Source organism: Kitasatospora sp. NPDC029312 (assembly GCF_055569215.1).
Genome location: NZ_JBVHXY010000024.1, coordinates 99934 through 115369 on the forward strand (window position 1 = coordinate 99934; position 15436 = coordinate 115369).

15 protein-coding genes are annotated in these 15436 nt (G+C 72.6%); 10 read left to right on the top strand and 5 right to left on the bottom strand.

The genetic code is table 11. The features are described from left to right. Positions 1-13: 13 nt before the first annotated feature. Positions 14-1102 carry a septation protein SepH gene (sepH, locus tag ACZ4WV_RS20855; RefSeq protein WP_465748776.1) on the bottom strand — a complete coding sequence of 363 codons (1089 nt, stop codon included), beginning with the start codon at positions 1100-1102 and terminating at the stop codon, positions 14-16. Positions 1103-1619: 517 nt separating this feature from the next. Between sepH and ACZ4WV_RS20860 the strand changes: the two genes are divergently transcribed. Then, positions 1620-2531 (top strand): hypothetical protein, encoded by a 912-nt coding sequence (locus tag ACZ4WV_RS20860; RefSeq protein ID WP_465748778.1) that lies wholly within the window; start codon positions 1620-1622, stop codon positions 2529-2531. Between the two features lie 16 nt (positions 2532-2547). Here the strand turns inward: ACZ4WV_RS20860 and ACZ4WV_RS20865 are convergent, their stop codons facing one another. Together ACZ4WV_RS20865 and ACZ4WV_RS20870 are read right to left on the bottom strand one after the other, a co-directional pair. Further along, positions 2548-3870: a D-arabinono-1,4-lactone oxidase gene (locus ACZ4WV_RS20865; RefSeq protein WP_465748780.1), complete on the bottom strand. Its 1323-nt coding sequence runs from the start codon at positions 3868-3870 to the stop codon at positions 2548-2550. A gap of 119 nt (positions 3871-3989) precedes the next feature. Continuing rightward, entirely contained in the window at positions 3990-5246 is a 1257-nt protein-coding gene (locus ACZ4WV_RS20870; protein WP_465748782.1) for an MFS transporter, read from the bottom strand. Positions 5247-5378: 132 nt separating this feature from the next. On the opposite strand from ACZ4WV_RS20870, the gene ACZ4WV_RS20875 reads away from it, so the two are divergent. Together ACZ4WV_RS20875 and ACZ4WV_RS20880 are read left to right on the top strand one after the other, a co-directional pair. Then, positions 5379-6521, top strand: coding sequence for a ferrochelatase (locus ACZ4WV_RS20875; protein ID WP_465748784.1), 1143 nt, complete (start codon positions 5379-5381; stop codon positions 6519-6521). Between the two features lie 22 nt (positions 6522-6543). After that, positions 6544-7362: an inositol monophosphatase family protein gene (locus tag ACZ4WV_RS20880; RefSeq protein ID WP_465748786.1), complete on the top strand. Its 819-nt coding sequence runs from the start codon at positions 6544-6546 to the stop codon at positions 7360-7362. Positions 7363-7495: 133 nt separating this feature from the next. On the opposite strand, the gene ACZ4WV_RS20885 is transcribed toward ACZ4WV_RS20880, so the two are convergent. Continuing rightward, entirely contained in the window at positions 7496-7681 is a 186-nt protein-coding gene (locus tag ACZ4WV_RS20885; RefSeq protein WP_030285471.1) for a hypothetical protein, read from the bottom strand. 498 nt (positions 7682-8179) lie between these two features. Here ACZ4WV_RS20885 and ACZ4WV_RS20890 point away from each other — a divergent pair, with 498 nt between their 5' ends. The 4 genes from ACZ4WV_RS20890 to ACZ4WV_RS20905 all read left to right on the top strand — a co-directional run bounded on the left by ACZ4WV_RS20890 (position 8180) and on the right by ACZ4WV_RS20905 (position 12270). After that, positions 8180-8833, top strand: coding sequence for a response regulator transcription factor (locus ACZ4WV_RS20890; RefSeq protein WP_030285473.1), 654 nt, complete (start codon positions 8180-8182; stop codon positions 8831-8833). 73 nt (positions 8834-8906) lie between these two features. Continuing rightward, positions 8907-10214, top strand: coding sequence for a sensor histidine kinase (locus ACZ4WV_RS20895; protein ID WP_465748788.1), 1308 nt, complete (start codon positions 8907-8909; stop codon positions 10212-10214). Between the two features lie 290 nt (positions 10215-10504). After that, a complete protein-coding gene (locus tag ACZ4WV_RS20900) occupies positions 10505-11488 on the top strand; it encodes an acyl-ACP desaturase (RefSeq protein ID WP_465748789.1) in 984 nt (327 codons plus the stop codon). Between the two features lie 482 nt (positions 11489-11970). Next, on the top strand, positions 11971-12270 hold the full coding sequence (locus ACZ4WV_RS20905; protein ID WP_350745462.1) for a DUF4193 domain-containing protein: 300 nt from the start codon (positions 11971-11973) through the stop codon (positions 12268-12270). A 326-nt stretch (positions 12271-12596) separates the two neighbouring features. On the opposite strand, the gene ACZ4WV_RS20910 is transcribed toward ACZ4WV_RS20905, so the two are convergent. Beyond that, positions 12597-13046 (bottom strand): DUF3093 domain-containing protein, encoded by a 450-nt coding sequence (locus tag ACZ4WV_RS20910; protein ID WP_465748791.1) that lies wholly within the window; start codon positions 13044-13046, stop codon positions 12597-12599. Between the two features lie 136 nt (positions 13047-13182). On the opposite strand from ACZ4WV_RS20910, the gene ACZ4WV_RS20915 reads away from it, so the two are divergent. The 3 genes from ACZ4WV_RS20915 to ACZ4WV_RS20925 all read left to right on the top strand — a co-directional run bounded on the left by ACZ4WV_RS20915 (position 13183) and on the right by ACZ4WV_RS20925 (position 15110). Beyond that, positions 13183-13773 (top strand): PaaI family thioesterase, encoded by a 591-nt coding sequence (locus ACZ4WV_RS20915; RefSeq protein ID WP_465748805.1) that lies wholly within the window; start codon positions 13183-13185, stop codon positions 13771-13773. Continuing rightward, positions 13770-14237 (top strand): dUTP diphosphatase, encoded by a 468-nt coding sequence (dut, locus tag ACZ4WV_RS20920; RefSeq protein ID WP_465748793.1) that lies wholly within the window; start codon positions 13770-13772, stop codon positions 14235-14237. The genes ACZ4WV_RS20915 and dut overlap by 4 nt, the downstream gene beginning before the upstream one ends. Before the next feature lie 69 nt (positions 14238-14306). After that, positions 14307-15110 carry a DUF3710 domain-containing protein gene (locus ACZ4WV_RS20925; protein WP_465748795.1) on the top strand — a complete coding sequence of 268 codons (804 nt, stop codon included), beginning with the start codon at positions 14307-14309 and terminating at the stop codon, positions 15108-15110. The last annotated feature ends 326 nt before the right edge of the window (positions 15111-15436 follow it).

The following is a 15436-nucleotide window of genomic DNA, read 5'->3' on the forward strand; positions in this document are numbered from 1 at the left end:
TGCCAGGTCGGTGCTACTCCTGCTTCTTGCGCCGACTGCCGAAGACGATCTCGTCCCAGCTGGGCACGGTCGCCCGGCGGCCGGGCCGGACGCCGTCCGCCTCGGCCTGCCGGTCGGTGGTGCCCACCAGGCGCTCGCGGTGCGGGGCGACGGCGCGCGGCATCAGGATGTCGGCGTACGCCGATCCCGCGCCGACCGCCGGGGCGGCGGCCGCGGCCGGCTCCTCGCTCTCCTCGGCGACCTCGGCGGGCACCGGTTCGATCGGGGCGGGGCCGCCGACGGCGAGGTCGCCGCGGAACGCGGGGACCACGTCGAGCAGGCTGGTCAGCGAGTCCCGGGTTTCGGCGGTGGCCTCCCGCGCCTCCCGGGCCTCCCGAACCTCGCGGGCCGACATGATGCGGTCGGCGGCGGGCCGGTCGATCATCGGGCGGGGCGGCCGGTCCTGGGGGAGCCGGGCGATCCGCGGGATGAACGGGAAGACCGAGTCCTCCTCGCGCTCGACGGATTCGCCGATCAGCGCGCGGGCCTCGTCGTCGTTGGGCTGGACCAGGCGCCGGGGCGGGTCGTACGTCCAGGACGCGCTGCGGCCCTCGCCATCGGCCCGGTAGGCGAGGATGACCTCCCAGGTGCCGTCGTCACGCCGCCAGGAGTCCCAGCGCTCGGTGTCCTTCTCGGCGCCGCGCAGCGTGAGCCGCTCGGCCACGGCGTCGCCGAGCTGGGGCCCGGGGGACTCGCCGTTGCGGCGGATGGCGGTCTTGCGGGCGCGCTCGGCCATGAAGGCGCGCTCGGCGAGGACCGGCCCCTCGAAGCGGCGGACGCGGTCGACGGAGATCCCGGCGGCCTGGGCGACCTCCTCGGCGGAGGCACCGGCTCGTATCCGCGCCTGGATGTCACGGGGCCGCAGATGGCTCTCGACCTCGATCTCGATCTGGCCGAGGCGCGGCCGGTCGCCACGGATGGCGGCGCGCAGCCGCTCGTCGATGGGAAGGGTGTACTCCGTGCTGTCGGCAGCCTTGAGCACCAGCCGTGTGCCGTCGTTGCTGACGGCCACAACCCGCAGTTCGGGCACGGTTACCTCCCGGGTGGTGCCTGCCGACGTCACCTGCGTCGCTGCTCCCGTACTGAGTGTGGCCTGCCCGCTCGCGACTGGCCACAACCTTGCTGAGTTCCCCGGCGTGTCGGGCGTCCGCCCGGGCACACCACTGTGGCACGGTTGCCTTTTTGCCACGTCATCCGTCGACGTCGCGCCTGGGTGTCCCGGCCGTCCTCGCACGCGCAGTGATCGCGACGATCCGGGACCGGCGTCGCCGTGCGTGCCCGCCCCGTGGCTCTTCGTCAGGCTGCCGGTGTAGGCACAGTCGACAAGTCGACCCAAGGCTCGGGCTTTACGAACAGTACTCCATTCGTGGCATCCGAAGGGGCGGCTCGCCGCTCAAGTCTCCCGCGATTCACGGGAATCTCAAGAGCGCGCACCCCCAATGGCGGACTGCCACCGGATGAACGGTGATCATCTTCACACAATCCGGGAGCGGAGAACCGCATTTTCGCCCCTTGTGTCCTTCTTTGGGCAAGATGGAGTGACTTGTTCGAAGAACAGTCGTACGGACCGAGGGATGTCGATGTCGGAGCTGAGCCCCGCCGAGGAGGGCGCCAAGGAGGACCGCAAGCGGATCGACCTGAGTGTGGCTCAGGTCGTGGCGAGTGCGCTGGCCACGGTGGTGGGTGCGCTGCTCGCCTCCGAACTCGGGGTCTACGGCACGATCATGGGCGCCGCCGTGGTGAGTGTCGGGGCGACCACCGGCGGCGCGGTGTTCCAGCACGTGTTCAGACGGACCGGTGAACAGCTGCGCGGGGCGGTGGACCGTGGGCCGGGCCGAACCGTCAACACGCTGCGGCAGGTGCCGCTCGAGCCGGACCGTTCTGCGGGGCGTCCGGCGGGGCGTCCACTGGAACAGCCGGCGGAGCAGCCGGCCGGGCCGTCGGTGATCACCGCGGAGTGGAACGAGCCCCAGGTGGTGCGGGCGCGCCGGCGGTGGAGCTGGCGGACCTACGCGGCGGTGTCCGGGCTGGTGTTCCTGCTGGCGATGACGCCGATCGTGGCGTTCGAGCTCGCCACCGGTCAGCCGGTGTCGGCGACGGTGAAGGGCCAGTCCGGCGACGGGACGTCCTTCGGCGGCACGGTGACCTCCAAGGACTCGACGCGGCGGGACGACCCGGCGGACCGGCAGCCCTCCGGTGGCGGCGGGCAGGGCTCGCAGACCGCACCCTCGGGCGGGGCCTCGGCTCCGGACACGACCCGGCCGAGCCGGGAGCCCAGCGCCACCCCGAGCACCACCCCCAGCGGCGGCACCGGCGGCAGCGCCTCGCCCTCGGCCGGTCCGAGCGCCAGCCCCTCGGCCGGCTCCTCCCCGTCGGCGGGCGGTGGCGGGAAGCCCACCGGTGGGACCACGCCGCAGCCGCCCGCACCGACCGACGCCCCGGCGAACGCGACGGTGGCCCCGCCGCCGTCCGGCGGGACGCCCGCGAACTGATCGCCGGTTGACGCCCTCAGGCCCCCAGCACCCGTCGCAGGTAGTCGTTGCCGAAGACACGCTGGGGGTCGACCTCGTCGCGCAGCGCGGTGAAGTCCCCGAAGTGCGGGTAGACGCCGGCCAGGTACTCGGCGTCGCGGGTGTGCAGCTTGCCCCAGTGGGGGCGGCCCTGATGGGCGGTCATCAGCTGCTCGACCCCGGTGAAGTAGCCCTGGTCGGCGGTGCCCCGGTAGAGGTGGACGGCGATGTAGGCGGTGTCGCGGCCGGAGGCGGTGGAGAGCCAGAGGTCGTCGGCGGGGGCGAAGCGCACCTCGACCGGGAAGCTGACCCTCCAGCCGGAGCGTTCGACCAGGGCCTTCAGTTCGCGCAGCACCCCGGCGACGGCCGCACGCGGGACGGCGTACTCCATCTCCACGAAGCGGACCTTGCGCGGGCTGGTGAACACCCGGTACGCCGTGTCGGTGTAGCTGCGCTCGGACCAGGCGCGGCTGGCCAGGGCGGCGATCGAGGGGATGGCGCCGGGGAAGCGGCGGCCGATTCGGCAGGCGGCCTCCCAGACGGTGTTGGAGAGGAAGTCGTCCTCCAGCCACTCCTTGAACCGGGGCAGCGGGGCGGCCGGCCCCAGGCTGCGGTTGTTGCGCTTGGTGGAGCACCGGTCGGTGTGCGGGAACCAGTAGAACTCGAAGTGCTCGTTGACGGCGGTGAGGTCGTCGAGGCGCTCCAGCACCTCGTCGAAGGTCATCGGCTGCTCGTGGGCGGTGAGCAGGAAGGCCGGTTCGACGCCGAAGGTGAGTGCGGTGATGACGCCGAGCGCGCCGAGGCCGAGCCGGGCGCCCTGGAAGAGCCGGGGGTTCTCGGTGGGGGAGCAGCGTTGGACGGTGCCGTCGGCGAGGACGATCTCCAGCGCGCGGATCTGGGCGGCGAGCGATCCGGAGTCCCGGCCGGTGCCGTGGGTGCCGGTGCTGGTGGCGCCCGCGACGGTCTGGACCTCGATGTCGCCCATGTTGGTGAGCGAGAGGCCCTCGGCGGCGAGGATCCGGTTGAGGCGGTTCAGCGGCAGGCCGGACTCGACGGTGATGGTGCCGGCCGTGCGGTCGATCTCGCGGACGGCGGTGAGCGCGTGCGGGCGGACGAGCAGGCCGTCGCCGGCCGAGGCGATCGCGGTGAAGGAGTGGCCGGAGCCAACGGCCTTGACGGTGCGGCCCTGCTCGGCGGCGCGCAGGATCTCCTTGGCCAGTTCCTCCGCGGTGCCGGGCGTGGCGGTCCGGGCCGGGAGGGCGCTCTGGTTCCCGGCCCAGTTGGTCCACCGGGCGGGGGTCGCGGTACTGGCCTGGGGCATGCGCTGCCTCCTGCTCCGTGGCCGAACGGATCGGCGCGGTCCGGATCGGCCCGCCGACGGAACCCCGGAGGCAGGCCCTACCCGCGGGTAGGGCCACGGGTAGGGCGAGAGTAGTCAGTTCACCGTTCGACGTCTACGGGTCGTGCGGCCGCTTCGGCGGCCTCCTCGGCGGCGAGTCCGGCCCGCAGGCGGCCCAGTCCGGCGAGCGCGGTGACCACGCCGAGCACGCCGGCGGTCAGCGGTACCCAGTAGCCGGCGGCGGCGCCGGAGGCGTCGACCACCCAGCCGCCGGCGGAGGAGCCGAAGGCGACGCCGATGGCCAGTCCGGTGGTGGTCCAGGCCATGCCCTCGGTGAGCTGGGCGGCCGGGACGAGCCGCTCGACGAGGGCCATCGCGGAGATCAGCGTGGGGGAGATGGCGAGGCCGGCGAGGAGCAGGGCGGCGCCGGCGCCGAGCAGCCCGCCGAGGCCGTGCACGGTCGAGGCGACGATCAGGACGGGGATCATGCTGAGCGCCATCATCACGACGCCGACGAAGAACCGGGTGGACAGCGCGCCCTTGGGCTTGAGCGCGCCGTAGACCATGCCGGCCAGGCCGGAGCCGAGCGCCCAGACGGCGAGGACGGTGCCGGCCAGGCCCTCGTGGCCCTGGGCCTTGGAGAAGGCGACGGTGACGATCTCGACCGAGCCGAAGATCGCGCCGGTGGCGATGAAGGTGAGCACCAGGACGACCAGGCCGCCGTTGACGATGGCGCTGCCGCCGCCGCGGGTCGCGGCCGGATGGACCGGGGGTTCGGTGCGGCGCTGGGCGGTGAACAGGAGGATGCCGACCGCGAGGGCGACGACGGCGGCGATCACCCCGGACTCGGGGAGGACGTTGGTGGCGAGGATGACGGCGAGGATCGGCCCGACCATGAAGCAGAACTCGTCGACCACCGCCTCGAAGGAGTACGCGGTGTGCAGCTTGGCGGCGTCGTCGCGGTACAGGTGGGCCCAGCGGGCGCGGACCATGGCGCCGGCACTGGGCATCACGCCCATGCCGACGGCGAACAGGAACAGCGTCCAGGAAGGGGCGCCGAAGTGCGCGCAGAGCAGGAGTCCGATGGCGGCGGCGACCGCGAGCGCGGCGGAGGGGAGGGCGACGCGGCGCTGCCCGTAGCGGTCGACCAGCCAGGACACCGCCGGTCCGAGTGCCCCGGCGGCGATCGCCAGCGTCGCCGAGACCGCGCCCGCGACCCCGAACGACCCCCGCTGCTCGGAGAGCATCGTCACGATGCCGATGCCGGTCATCGATATCGGCAGCCGGGCGATGAACCCGGTGGAGGAGAAGGCCAGGGTGCCGGGGGAGGCGAATATTCGGCGGTAGCTGGACAGCACGGGAGCTCCGGACGGAAGGGGTAAGGAACCAGGGGGGCGAACACAGCTTACGTACGTTGGCAAACGGTATTTTCCGGGCACCTGCGCGGCCCCGGCGCCGGGCCCCGGCCCCTCAGTGGCAGGATCGGTGCCATGTCCGACGCGCGCAAACCCGCTCCCTCCGGCGCCGCCCCGTACGACGCCCTGCTGCTGCTCTCCTTCGGCGGGCCCGAGGCCCCCGAGGACGTCGTCCCGTTCCTGGAGAACGTCACCCGCGGCCGCGGCATCCCCAAGGAACGCCTGAAGGAGGTGGGCAAGCACTACTTCATGTTCGGCGGCGTCAGCCCGATCAACGCCCAGAACCGCGAGCTGCTCGCCGCCCTGCGCAAGGACTTCGCCGAACACGGCCTGGACCTGCCGGTCTACTGGGGCAACCGGAACTGGGCGCCCTACCTGGTCGACACCCTGCGGGAGATGGCCGCCGACGGCCACCACCGGATCGCCGTGCTGGCCACCAGCGCCTACGCCGGCTACTCGGGCTGCCGCCAGTACCGCGAGAACCTGGCCGACGCGCTCGCCACCCTCGCCGAGGAGGGCCGCCCGGCACTGACCGTCGACAAGCTGCGGCACTTCTACAACCACCCGGGCTTCGTCGAGCCGATGATCGACGCCACCCTGGCCGCCCTGGAGCAGCTTCCCGCGACCGTCCGCCCCGGCGCCCGACTGGCGTTCACCACCCACTCCATCCCCGACGCGATGGCCGAGACCTCCGGCGCCCCGGACGACCCGGCCCGCGGCACCCCCGGCGGCGCCTACGTCGCCCAGCACCTGGACGTGGCCGGGCTGATCGCCGCGGCCGTCGCCGAGCGCACCGGCGTGGCCGACCGGCCGTGGCAGCTGGTGTTCCAGAGCCGCAGCGGCGCCCCGCACATCCCGTGGCTGGAACCCGACATCTGCGACCACCTGGAGGCCCAGCACGCCGATGGCGCGCTGGCCGTGGTGATGGTGCCGATCGGCTTCGTCTCGGACCACATGGAGGTCAAGTACGACCTCGACACCGAGGCCGTCGCCACGGCCGCCGAGCTCGGCCTGCCGGTGGCCCGGGCCGCCACCGTCGGCGTCGACCCGCGATTCACCGCCGCCGTGCGCGAGCTGGTCCTGGAACGGGCCGCCACCGAACGCGGCGAGCCCGTGGCCCGCTGCGCCCTGGGCGCCCTCGGCCCGAGCCACGACGTGTGCGCGGTCGCCTGCTGCCTCAACCCGCGCGCCCCCCGCCCGGCCGCCGCCGAGCGCTGACCCCTCACCGGAGGAGAATCCCGTGATCACCCCCGCCCAGCCCGACGACCGGCTCCTCGACGACCTGCTCGACGTCGCCCTGGACGCGGCCCGGCAGGCCGGCGCCCTGCTGCGCGACGGCCGCCCCGCGGACCTCGGGGTGGCCGGCACCAAGAGCAGCCCGGTCGACGTGGTCACCGAGATGGACCTCGCCTCCGAGAAGCTCGTCCTGGAGCTGATCGCCGACCGCCGCCCCGAGGACGGCTACCTCGGCGAGGAGGGCGCCGAGCGCCCCGGCACCAGCGGCGTGCGCTGGGTGGTCGACCCGCTCGACGGCACTGTCAACTACCTGTACGGGCTGCCCTCCTGGGCGGTCAGCGTGGCGGCCGAGCTGGATGGCCGGGCCGTCGTCGGGGTCGTCTTCGCGCCGGCCCGCGGCGAGCTGTTCCACGCCGTCCTCGGCCGCGGCGCGCGGCTCGACGGCCGTCCGATCGCCACCCGCCCGGCCCCGCCCTGGGGCCAGGCGCTGATCGGCACCGGCTTCAACTACGTCCAGTCGGTGCGGGTCCGCCAGGCCGAGGTGCTGCTCGCCCTGATGCCCGAGGTGCGGGACGTCCGCCGGGCCGGGGCGGCCGCGGTGGACCTGTGCGACGTGGCCGCCGGGCGGCTGGACGGCTACTACGAGCGCGGCCTCGCCCCCTGGGACCGCGCGGCCGGCTGCCTGATCACCACCGAGGCCGGCGCCCTGGTCGGCGGCCGCCCCGGGCAGGGCCCGGACGGCGAGCTGACCGTGGCCGCCGCGCCCGGCGTGTACGAGCCCCTGCAGGAGCGGCTGGCCGCACTGCGCGCCTGGGCGGACTGACCGGCCACCCGCCGGGGCCCCGGACGCGAAGACCCTCCGGACATGCGAAGAGCCCTGGCACACGGGCGGCGCCAGGGCTTGGGTTTTCGCACGGCCCCCGTAGGGCCGCAGGTACCGGAGGACCGGCGACGGGTCAGGCGGCGGTGCGGTGGCGGTCCAGCACGGTGTCCACACCGTGCTCGGCGGCCAGACGACGCAGGTCGTCCAGCTCGGACTGCTCCACCTCGGCGAGGAACTCGTCCCCGGCCTCGATCGCGCGGTGCAGGTCCTGCTCGGCGTTGGCTATGCGCTGCAGGATTCCGGCCTTGAAGGCGTCCATACGGGCCCCCTTACTGTGTCGGACGTGCACGGTCGTACGTTCTCCGCCCCGAGGAGGTCCAGCCAGCGAAAGCGTCCGGGCCGGCAGGTGGTGGATCTCCGGTCGGGCGCGGAGACGGCCTGCGGCCGCTCCCGGTGACGTCCCAGCCCCAGGGCCGGCGCGGATGAACGCACGGCGGGTGGGTGCGATCAGCCATCGGCCAGATCGCGGGTGTGCAGCTGTCCTCCCCGCCGGGAGACCGGGGAAACCTCGGACCGGAAGAAATTTGCCGGTGTCACAGTCCAAACGGAGCGTTCCCGGTGCGAACGGTCACCGTCGCGGGATCGCTCGCGGGTCATTCGCGGGTCGCTCCGGGCTCATTCGCGGGTCGCTCGCGGGGTCACGACCCTTGCCCTCACGGCAGCTTATCGCTGCTTTACCGCAGGACCAGGCAGGATGGAGGCACCGTCGGAGCCGTGCGTCCGCTTCCGGGGCCGGCCTGGAGAAGGGACTACGACCGTGCGGGTTCTCGTCGTCGAGGACGAGCAGCTGCTTGCCGAGGCCGTCGCGACCGGCCTGCGCCGCGAGGCGATGGCCGTCGACGTGGTGTACGACGGGGAGGCCGCGCTCCAGCGCATCGCGGTCAACGACTACGACGTGGTCGTCCTGGACCGCGACCTGCCGCTGGTGCACGGCGACGACGTGTGCCGCAAGGTGGTCGAACAGGGCCTGGCCACCCGCGTCATCATGCTGACCGCCTCCGGCGACATCAGCGACCGGGTCGAGGGCCTGGAGATCGGCGCGGACGACTACCTTCCCAAGCCGTTCGCCTTCAGCGAACTCGTCGCCCGCGTCCGGGCCCTCGGCCGCCGCGCCACCATCCCGCTGCCACCGGTGCTCGAGCGGGCCGGAATCTCGCTCGACCCCGGCCGCCGCGAGGTGATCCGCGAGGGACGCACCGTCCAGCTCGCCCCCAAGGAGTTCGCCGTCCTGGAGGTGCTGATGCGGGCCGGCGGCGCCGTCGTCTCCGCCGAGCAGCTGCTGGAGAAGGCCTGGGACGAGCACACCGACCCGTTCACCAACGTGGTGCGCGTCACCGTGATGACGCTGCGCCGCAAGCTCGGCGACCCGCCGGTGATCGTCACCGTGCCAGGTTCCGGCTACCGGATCTGACCCGGGCAGTTCGCCCCCGAGGACTCCCCGCAAACCCGCGCCCGCCCGAAGCGGACGCCCCGAGAGGACCATCATGACCACCCCGCCCCCGGCCGGCGGGCCCTCCGGCGCGCCCGCCGGCGGCCCGCGTGCCGTACCGCCCAAGCCCGTGCACCCGCCGCGCCAGGGCCGCCCGAACCAGCACGAGACCTACGTCCCCGGGGACGGCCTGCTCGCCTGGCTGCCTTTCCGCCCGACCATCCGGATGCGGCTCACCCTGCTCTACGGCGGGATGTTCCTAATGGCCGGCGTGGTCCTGCTGCTGGTGATGTACTTCTTCGTCCAGCAGGCGCTCCAGGAGGTCGGCCAGCCGCACCTGGTGCTCAACGGCCAGGGCATCCAGGTCAAGACGCCGGACGGCTTCACCATCACCAGCCAGTCCGCCTTGGACCAGTGGCTGAACGACAACAAGTCCATCCAGGCCGCCGCGGCACTCAACACCCTGCTGCGCAAGCTGCTCACCGTGCTGGTCTGCCTCGCCGTGATCGCCTTCGCGGCCGGCTACGCGATGGCCGGCCGGGTGCTGCGCCCGCTCGGCCGGATCACCCGCACCGCCCGCGACGTTGCCTCCTCCGACCTGCACCGCCGGATCGAACTGGACGGCCCGGACGACGAGCTCAAGGAACTCGCCGACACCTTCGACGACATGCTGGACCGGCTGGACCGCTCCTTCGACTCCCAGCGCCGCTTCGTCGCCAACGCCTCGCACGAGCTGCGCACCCCGCTGGCGATCAACCGCACCCTGCTGGAGGTCCAGCTCTCCGACCCGGCCGCCTCGCCAGACCTCCAGCAGCTCGGCAAGACCCTGCTGGCCACCAACGAGCGCAGCGAGCAGCTGGTCGAGGGCCTGCTGCTGCTCGCCCGCAGCGAGAACGAGCTGACCGACCGCCGGCCGGTGGAGCTGTCCGAGGTGGCCACCCGGGCACTGGAGCAGACCAGGGGCGAGGCCGACAAGCGCGAGGTGGAGCTGCGCTCGAAGCTCGATCCGGCCGTGGTCGCGGGCAACGGCGTGCTGCTGGAGCGGCTCGCGCTCAACCTGCTGCAGAACGCCGTCCGCTACAACACCCCGGGCGGCTGGGTCGAGCTGGCCACCGCCGCGGTGCCGGGCGGCGGCGAGCTGGTGGTCTCCAACACCGGCCCGGTGGTGCCCGGGTACGAGCTGGAGCACATCTTCGAGCCGTTCCGCCGGGTCAAGGGCGCGGACCGCACCCGCAGCGACAAGGGGGTCGGGCTGGGCCTGTCCATCGTCCGCTCGGTGGTGCGCGCCCACGGCGGCACCGTGGAGGCCACGCCGCGGGCCGGGGGCGGCCTCACCATGCGGGTGCGCATTCCCACGCCGTAGCGGGCCCGCGCGCCGCTGTGGCGCCCTTGCCGGGCCCCTGGAGCGCCGCCGGGTGCCCTCCGGGGGTGCGCGTTCCGTGGGCGACCCTTTCCCGCCGCTCCCGTCGGGCCTGTCAAGACGACATAAGGCCTGGCGGGGGCGGCTTGTCATTTCCACCCCGGGCAACTTACGGTGTCGTAACCTACGCAACCGTAAGTGCGCCCGTCGGTGCGCCCCGCCGACGGCTCCGTACGACGTCTGCCCGCCCAACGCGCCCGTCCCGCGCGTGCCCGTCCCCCAGGAGCAAGACCGTGACCATCGCCCCTGTGCAGAGCAGCACCTCGCTCGGATCGAGCGGCTGGACCGACACGCGGCTGATCCTCGCCCTCGAGGAGGTCGTGGAGAAGGAGCTCGACCGCCACCTGGGCGTCGCCAAGGAGTGGATGCCGCACGAGTTCGTCCCGTGGAGCCAGGGCCGGGACTTCGACGGCGTGCTGGGCGGCGAGGCCTGGAGTCTCGAACAGTCCCAGGTGACCCCGCTCGGCCGGGTGTCGCTGGTGGTGAACCTGCTGACCGAGGACAACCTCCCCAGCTACCACCACGAGATCGCGACCATGTTCGGCCGCGAGGGCGCCTGGGGCACCTGGGTGCACCGCTGGACCGCCGAGGAGGGCCGGCACGGCATAGCCATTCGCGACTTCCTGCTCGCCACCCGGGCCGTCGACCCGGTGGAGCTGGAGCGGGCCCGGATGAACCACATGTCCGAGGGCTTCGAGTCCGACAACGCGCACAGCATGCTGCACTCGGTCGCCTACGTGGCCTTCCAGGAGCTGGCCACCCGCATCTCGCACCGCAACACCGGCCGCCACGCCGGGGACCCGCTGTGTGAGCAGCTGCTGGCGAAGATCGCCAACGACGAGAACCTGCACATGGTCTTCTACCGGAACCTGCTGAAGGCCGCCCTGGAGATCGCCCCCGACCAGGCCATGCGCGCCATCGCCGACGTGGTCACCAACTTCCGGATGCCCGGCCACGGCATCCCCGGCTTCGAGCGCGCCGCCGCCCAGATCGCCCTCGGCGGGGTGTACAACCTGCGCATCCACCACGACGACGTGCTGCAGCCGGTGCTGCGCAAGCTGCGCGTGATGGAGATCGACGGCCTCGGTCCGGAGGGCATGGTCGCCCAGAACGAGCTGGGCGTGTTCCTGGACGGGCTGGACGCGCAGGCGCGCAAGTTCGAGGAGCGCCAGGCGGCGATCCTGGCACGCCGGGCGGCCAACCGCAGCGCCGGCTAGCACCTGCGGCAGGCCGTTGCCGAAAGGTCGGAGTGGGTGGATTTTCCGTAATTTGCCCGGAAGATTCTGAACGTGACCAAGCTCACACCGTGTCGCTCCAGGGTGTCGGGCAACGCCGGAGAGTGATCACCCGGTCGGGGGTGCCGATCGCGCTCCGTGACCGGAATCCGGCCTGCGGGCGGACCGCAGGATTGGACGGTGTCCCTGGTGGGCAAGGGATTCGGCGGACAGCAGGACGGGCTTCGCTCACGGAGCGTCGCGGGTCGGCAGGGCTCGCGACGGGTCGGAGATGGCCCAGCGTGAGGCCTTCCGCCCCCTGCGGGATCACCCCAACGGAGCCCTGGCTGAGTGTCGATTGAGTAACAGGGCTTGAAGTAAGGCAAAATCTCCGCCTCGGGTCGGGCACAAGACCGACCTCCCATGCGTTACGTGCGCTGGAGATACCGCACACACCGCACAAACCCGGAGGGGGAGAGCGAACAATGGCAACGGACTACGACACCCCACGCAAGACTGACGACGAGCTCAACGAAGACAGCATCGAGGAACTCAAGGCCCGGCGGAACGACAAGGGCGGCAGCTCGGTCGACGTCGACGAGTTCGAGGCTGCCGAGGGCATGGAGCTCCCCGGTGCCGACCTCTCGGGCGAGGAGCTGGCGGTCCGCGTGCTGCCGAAGCAGGCCGACGAGTTCACCTGCATGAGCTGCTTCCTGGTCCACCACCGCAGTCAGCTGTACAGCGAGAAGAACGGCAACCCGATCTGCCGGGACTGCGGCGCCTGAGCGCCGTAGCGGACAGCGCCCGGTGCCCGCGGCTACCGCGGGACCGGCACAACGCCCCTTCCGGCCCCGGGCAGCGGGGCCGGACGGCAGGTCCGCGGCCCGTCCACAAGGACGGGACCTGGAGGACGGAGTCGTTCGGCGGCGCAAGGGCACCCAAGGCCCCGACCGGTACAGCACCGGCAAGCAGGGCGTCGACCAGGACAAAGTCGTAGGGACGGTCCCGCAGCAGCGGAACCGTCCCTCTCGGTTTTCCGGGCTTCGTGGTCCCGGGCCTCGTACTCCTGGGCCTCTCGGCTTCCCGGCCTCGCCGTGCCCGGGCGGGACGCCTACGTACGGGCGCCGCGCCGGGCCTCCTCCAGCGCGTCGGCCAGCTTCATCGGCGAGCGGGTCGACAGGTAGAGGTAGGGCGTCGGGTCGGCCGGGTCGTCGACCTCGACCCGCAGCGCGGTGGGGACGTAACTGCGCAGCAGCATGAAGGCGCGCGGGTCGGCCTTCGGGCCGCGCCAGGCGGTGGCCTCGGCGGGGCTCAGCGCGTGCGCGGCGCCCAGCGCCTCCACCGGGATCCGGGCCGGGCCCGCCACCAGCGAGCCCTGGACCACGCGGATCCGGGCCGAGCCGTAGCTGCTGATCGCCACCGCGCCGGCGGCGATGCCGACCACCAGGCCGATCAGCGCGGCCGGGCCACTGACCCGGATCAGGATCAGCGCGAGGGTGAGCCCGACTGCGACCGGGAGCAGCCACCAGGAGCGCGGCACGGTGAGGCGTTCGTCGTACATGCCGTCCATTGTGGGCGCCCTGATGCCCGGGACGGGACGCCACCCCCACGAAGGGCCTTGCTACCCCTGAGTAGGCTGGGTCGGCGTGACCGGTACGACGCCCCCCACCACCCCCACCGGACGGTCGGCGCCAGCCCTGCCGCCGGCCCCTTCGACCACCCCCACCACCCCGCCGCCGGACGCCGTGCTGCCGCCGCGCGCCCCCGAGGCGCCCGCCCCCGGCACCCGGCTCGGCTCCCACTACGAGCACTGCTTCGGATGCGGCCCGCAGCACCCCGGCGGCCTGCGGATCGACGCGGTCGCCGGCGAAGGGCTCGACGTCACCGCCGAGTTCACCGTCCGGGACGTCCACCAGGGCGGCCCCGGGCTGGCCCACGGCGGCGTGCTGACGACGGCGATGGACGAGACCCTCGGCACGCTCAACTGGCTGCTGCACGCCCCCGCGGTGACCGGCCGGCTGGAGACCGACTTCCTGCGCCCGGTGCCCGTCGACTCGCTGCTGCACCTGCGCGCCTGGATCACCGGCGTGCACGGCCGCAAGATCTACAGCGCCGCCGAGGCCCGGATCGGCGGCCCGGACGGACCGGTCGCCGTACGGGCTCAGGCGCTCTTCATCCAGGTGAAGCTGGAACACTTCACCACGCACGGTCGGTCCGAGGACATCGAGAAGGTCCTCGACGACCCGGATCTGATGAAGCGCGCACGAGCCTTTGAGGTGAACCCTTGAGCGAGACCCCCCGCCCGCCGCTGGACGTCCTGATCAGGCGCATCGACCCCGAGCTGCCGCTGCCCGCGTACGCGCAGCCCGGGGACGCCGGTGCCGATCTGCGCACCGCCGTCGACGCCGAACTGGCCCCCGGCGAGCGGGCGGTGCTCCCGACCGGCATCGCCATCGCACTCCCGGACGGCTACGCGGCCTTCGTCCACCCCCGCTCCGGGCTCGCAGCTCGTTGCGGAGTTGCCCTCGTGAACGCCCCGGGGACGGTCGATGCCGGGTACCGTGGAGAGATCAAGGTGATCGTCGTCAATCTGGACCCGCGCGAGGGGGTCAGCTTCCGCCGAGGGGACCGGATCGCCCAGCTGGTCATCCAGCAGGTCGAGAAGGCCCGCTTCCACGAGGTGGCCGAGCTGCCTGGGTCGGCACGTGCCGAGGGTGGGTTCGGGTCGACCGGTGGCCACGCCGCGGTCTAGCATTCCCGCGGCCTCGCAGGAAGCCGAGCAGGTATTCGCATCGGTCTTGGACCGGGAAGGACAGTGACCGTGTTCCGTCGTCGCCAGAAGAGCGAGGACGCTGTCGAGCAGCTCGCCGACGACGCCATCAGCGCCGACGAGACGGCCGATGACGTCGAAGGTTCCGCCGAGAGCGAGAACGTGACCGAACTGGATCCGGCCGACCGGGTCGGCCTGCCGCCGGCCCCGCGGCCGGACGGTCCGTGGGACCACTCGGAGCTCGAGAACCCCGAGGAGGGCCGGGTCGACCTCGGGGGCCTGTTGGTCCCCGGTGTCGAGGGCATGGAGCTGCGCGTCGAGGTCGCCGGTGACGCGATCGTCGCCGCCACCCTCGTCCTCGGCAACAGCGCCATCCAGCTCCAGGCCTTCGCGGCCCCGAAGTCGGAGGGCATCTGGGGCGAGGTCCGGGAGGAGATCGCCAACGGCATCACCTCCCAGGGCGGCATCGTGGACGAGGAGGAGGGCCCGCTCGGCTGGCACCTCCGTGCCCAGGTCCCGGTGCAGCTCCCGGACGGCACCCAGGGTGTGCAGCTGGTGCGCTTCGTCGGCTGCGACGGCCCGCGCTGGTTCCTGCGCGGTGTGATCTCGGGCCAGGCCGCCGTGCAGCCGGAGATGGCCGGAATCCTCGAGCAGGTCTTCCGCCAGACCGTGGTCGTGCGCGGTGAGAGCCCGATGGCGCCCCGCGACCCGATCGTGCTGAAGCTCCCCGAGGACGCCCAGATGGTCGCCGACGGTGGTGGGGCTGCTGCCGCCGCCGGCGAGGGCGAGAACCGCTTCGGCGGCACCGCACTCGACCCGTTCGCGCGCGGCCCGGAGATCACCGAGGTCCGCTGATCGCGTCGGCTGGTCACGTCGGCATCGCCTCCGCCCGGGAGCCCGGGTGGAGGCGATTTGCATGTGGCGGGTCCGTCCCCGTACAGTTCCGGAGTCGCCGCGGGAGACCGGGGTGGCAAGGCGGAAAGCGAATCCGATGAATGAAACTCCGGAAAACGGAGCGGAAAACATCTGATAAGCTGGAAACACGAAAGAACGAAGCGCCCGGAGGGCCCGCTGGAAGGCGGCTCGAAGGAAGTGTCCGTTCCTTGAGAACTCAACAGCGTGCCAAAAGTCAACGCCAGATATGTTGACATCCCCGGCCTCGATCGTCTGATCGGGGTTGG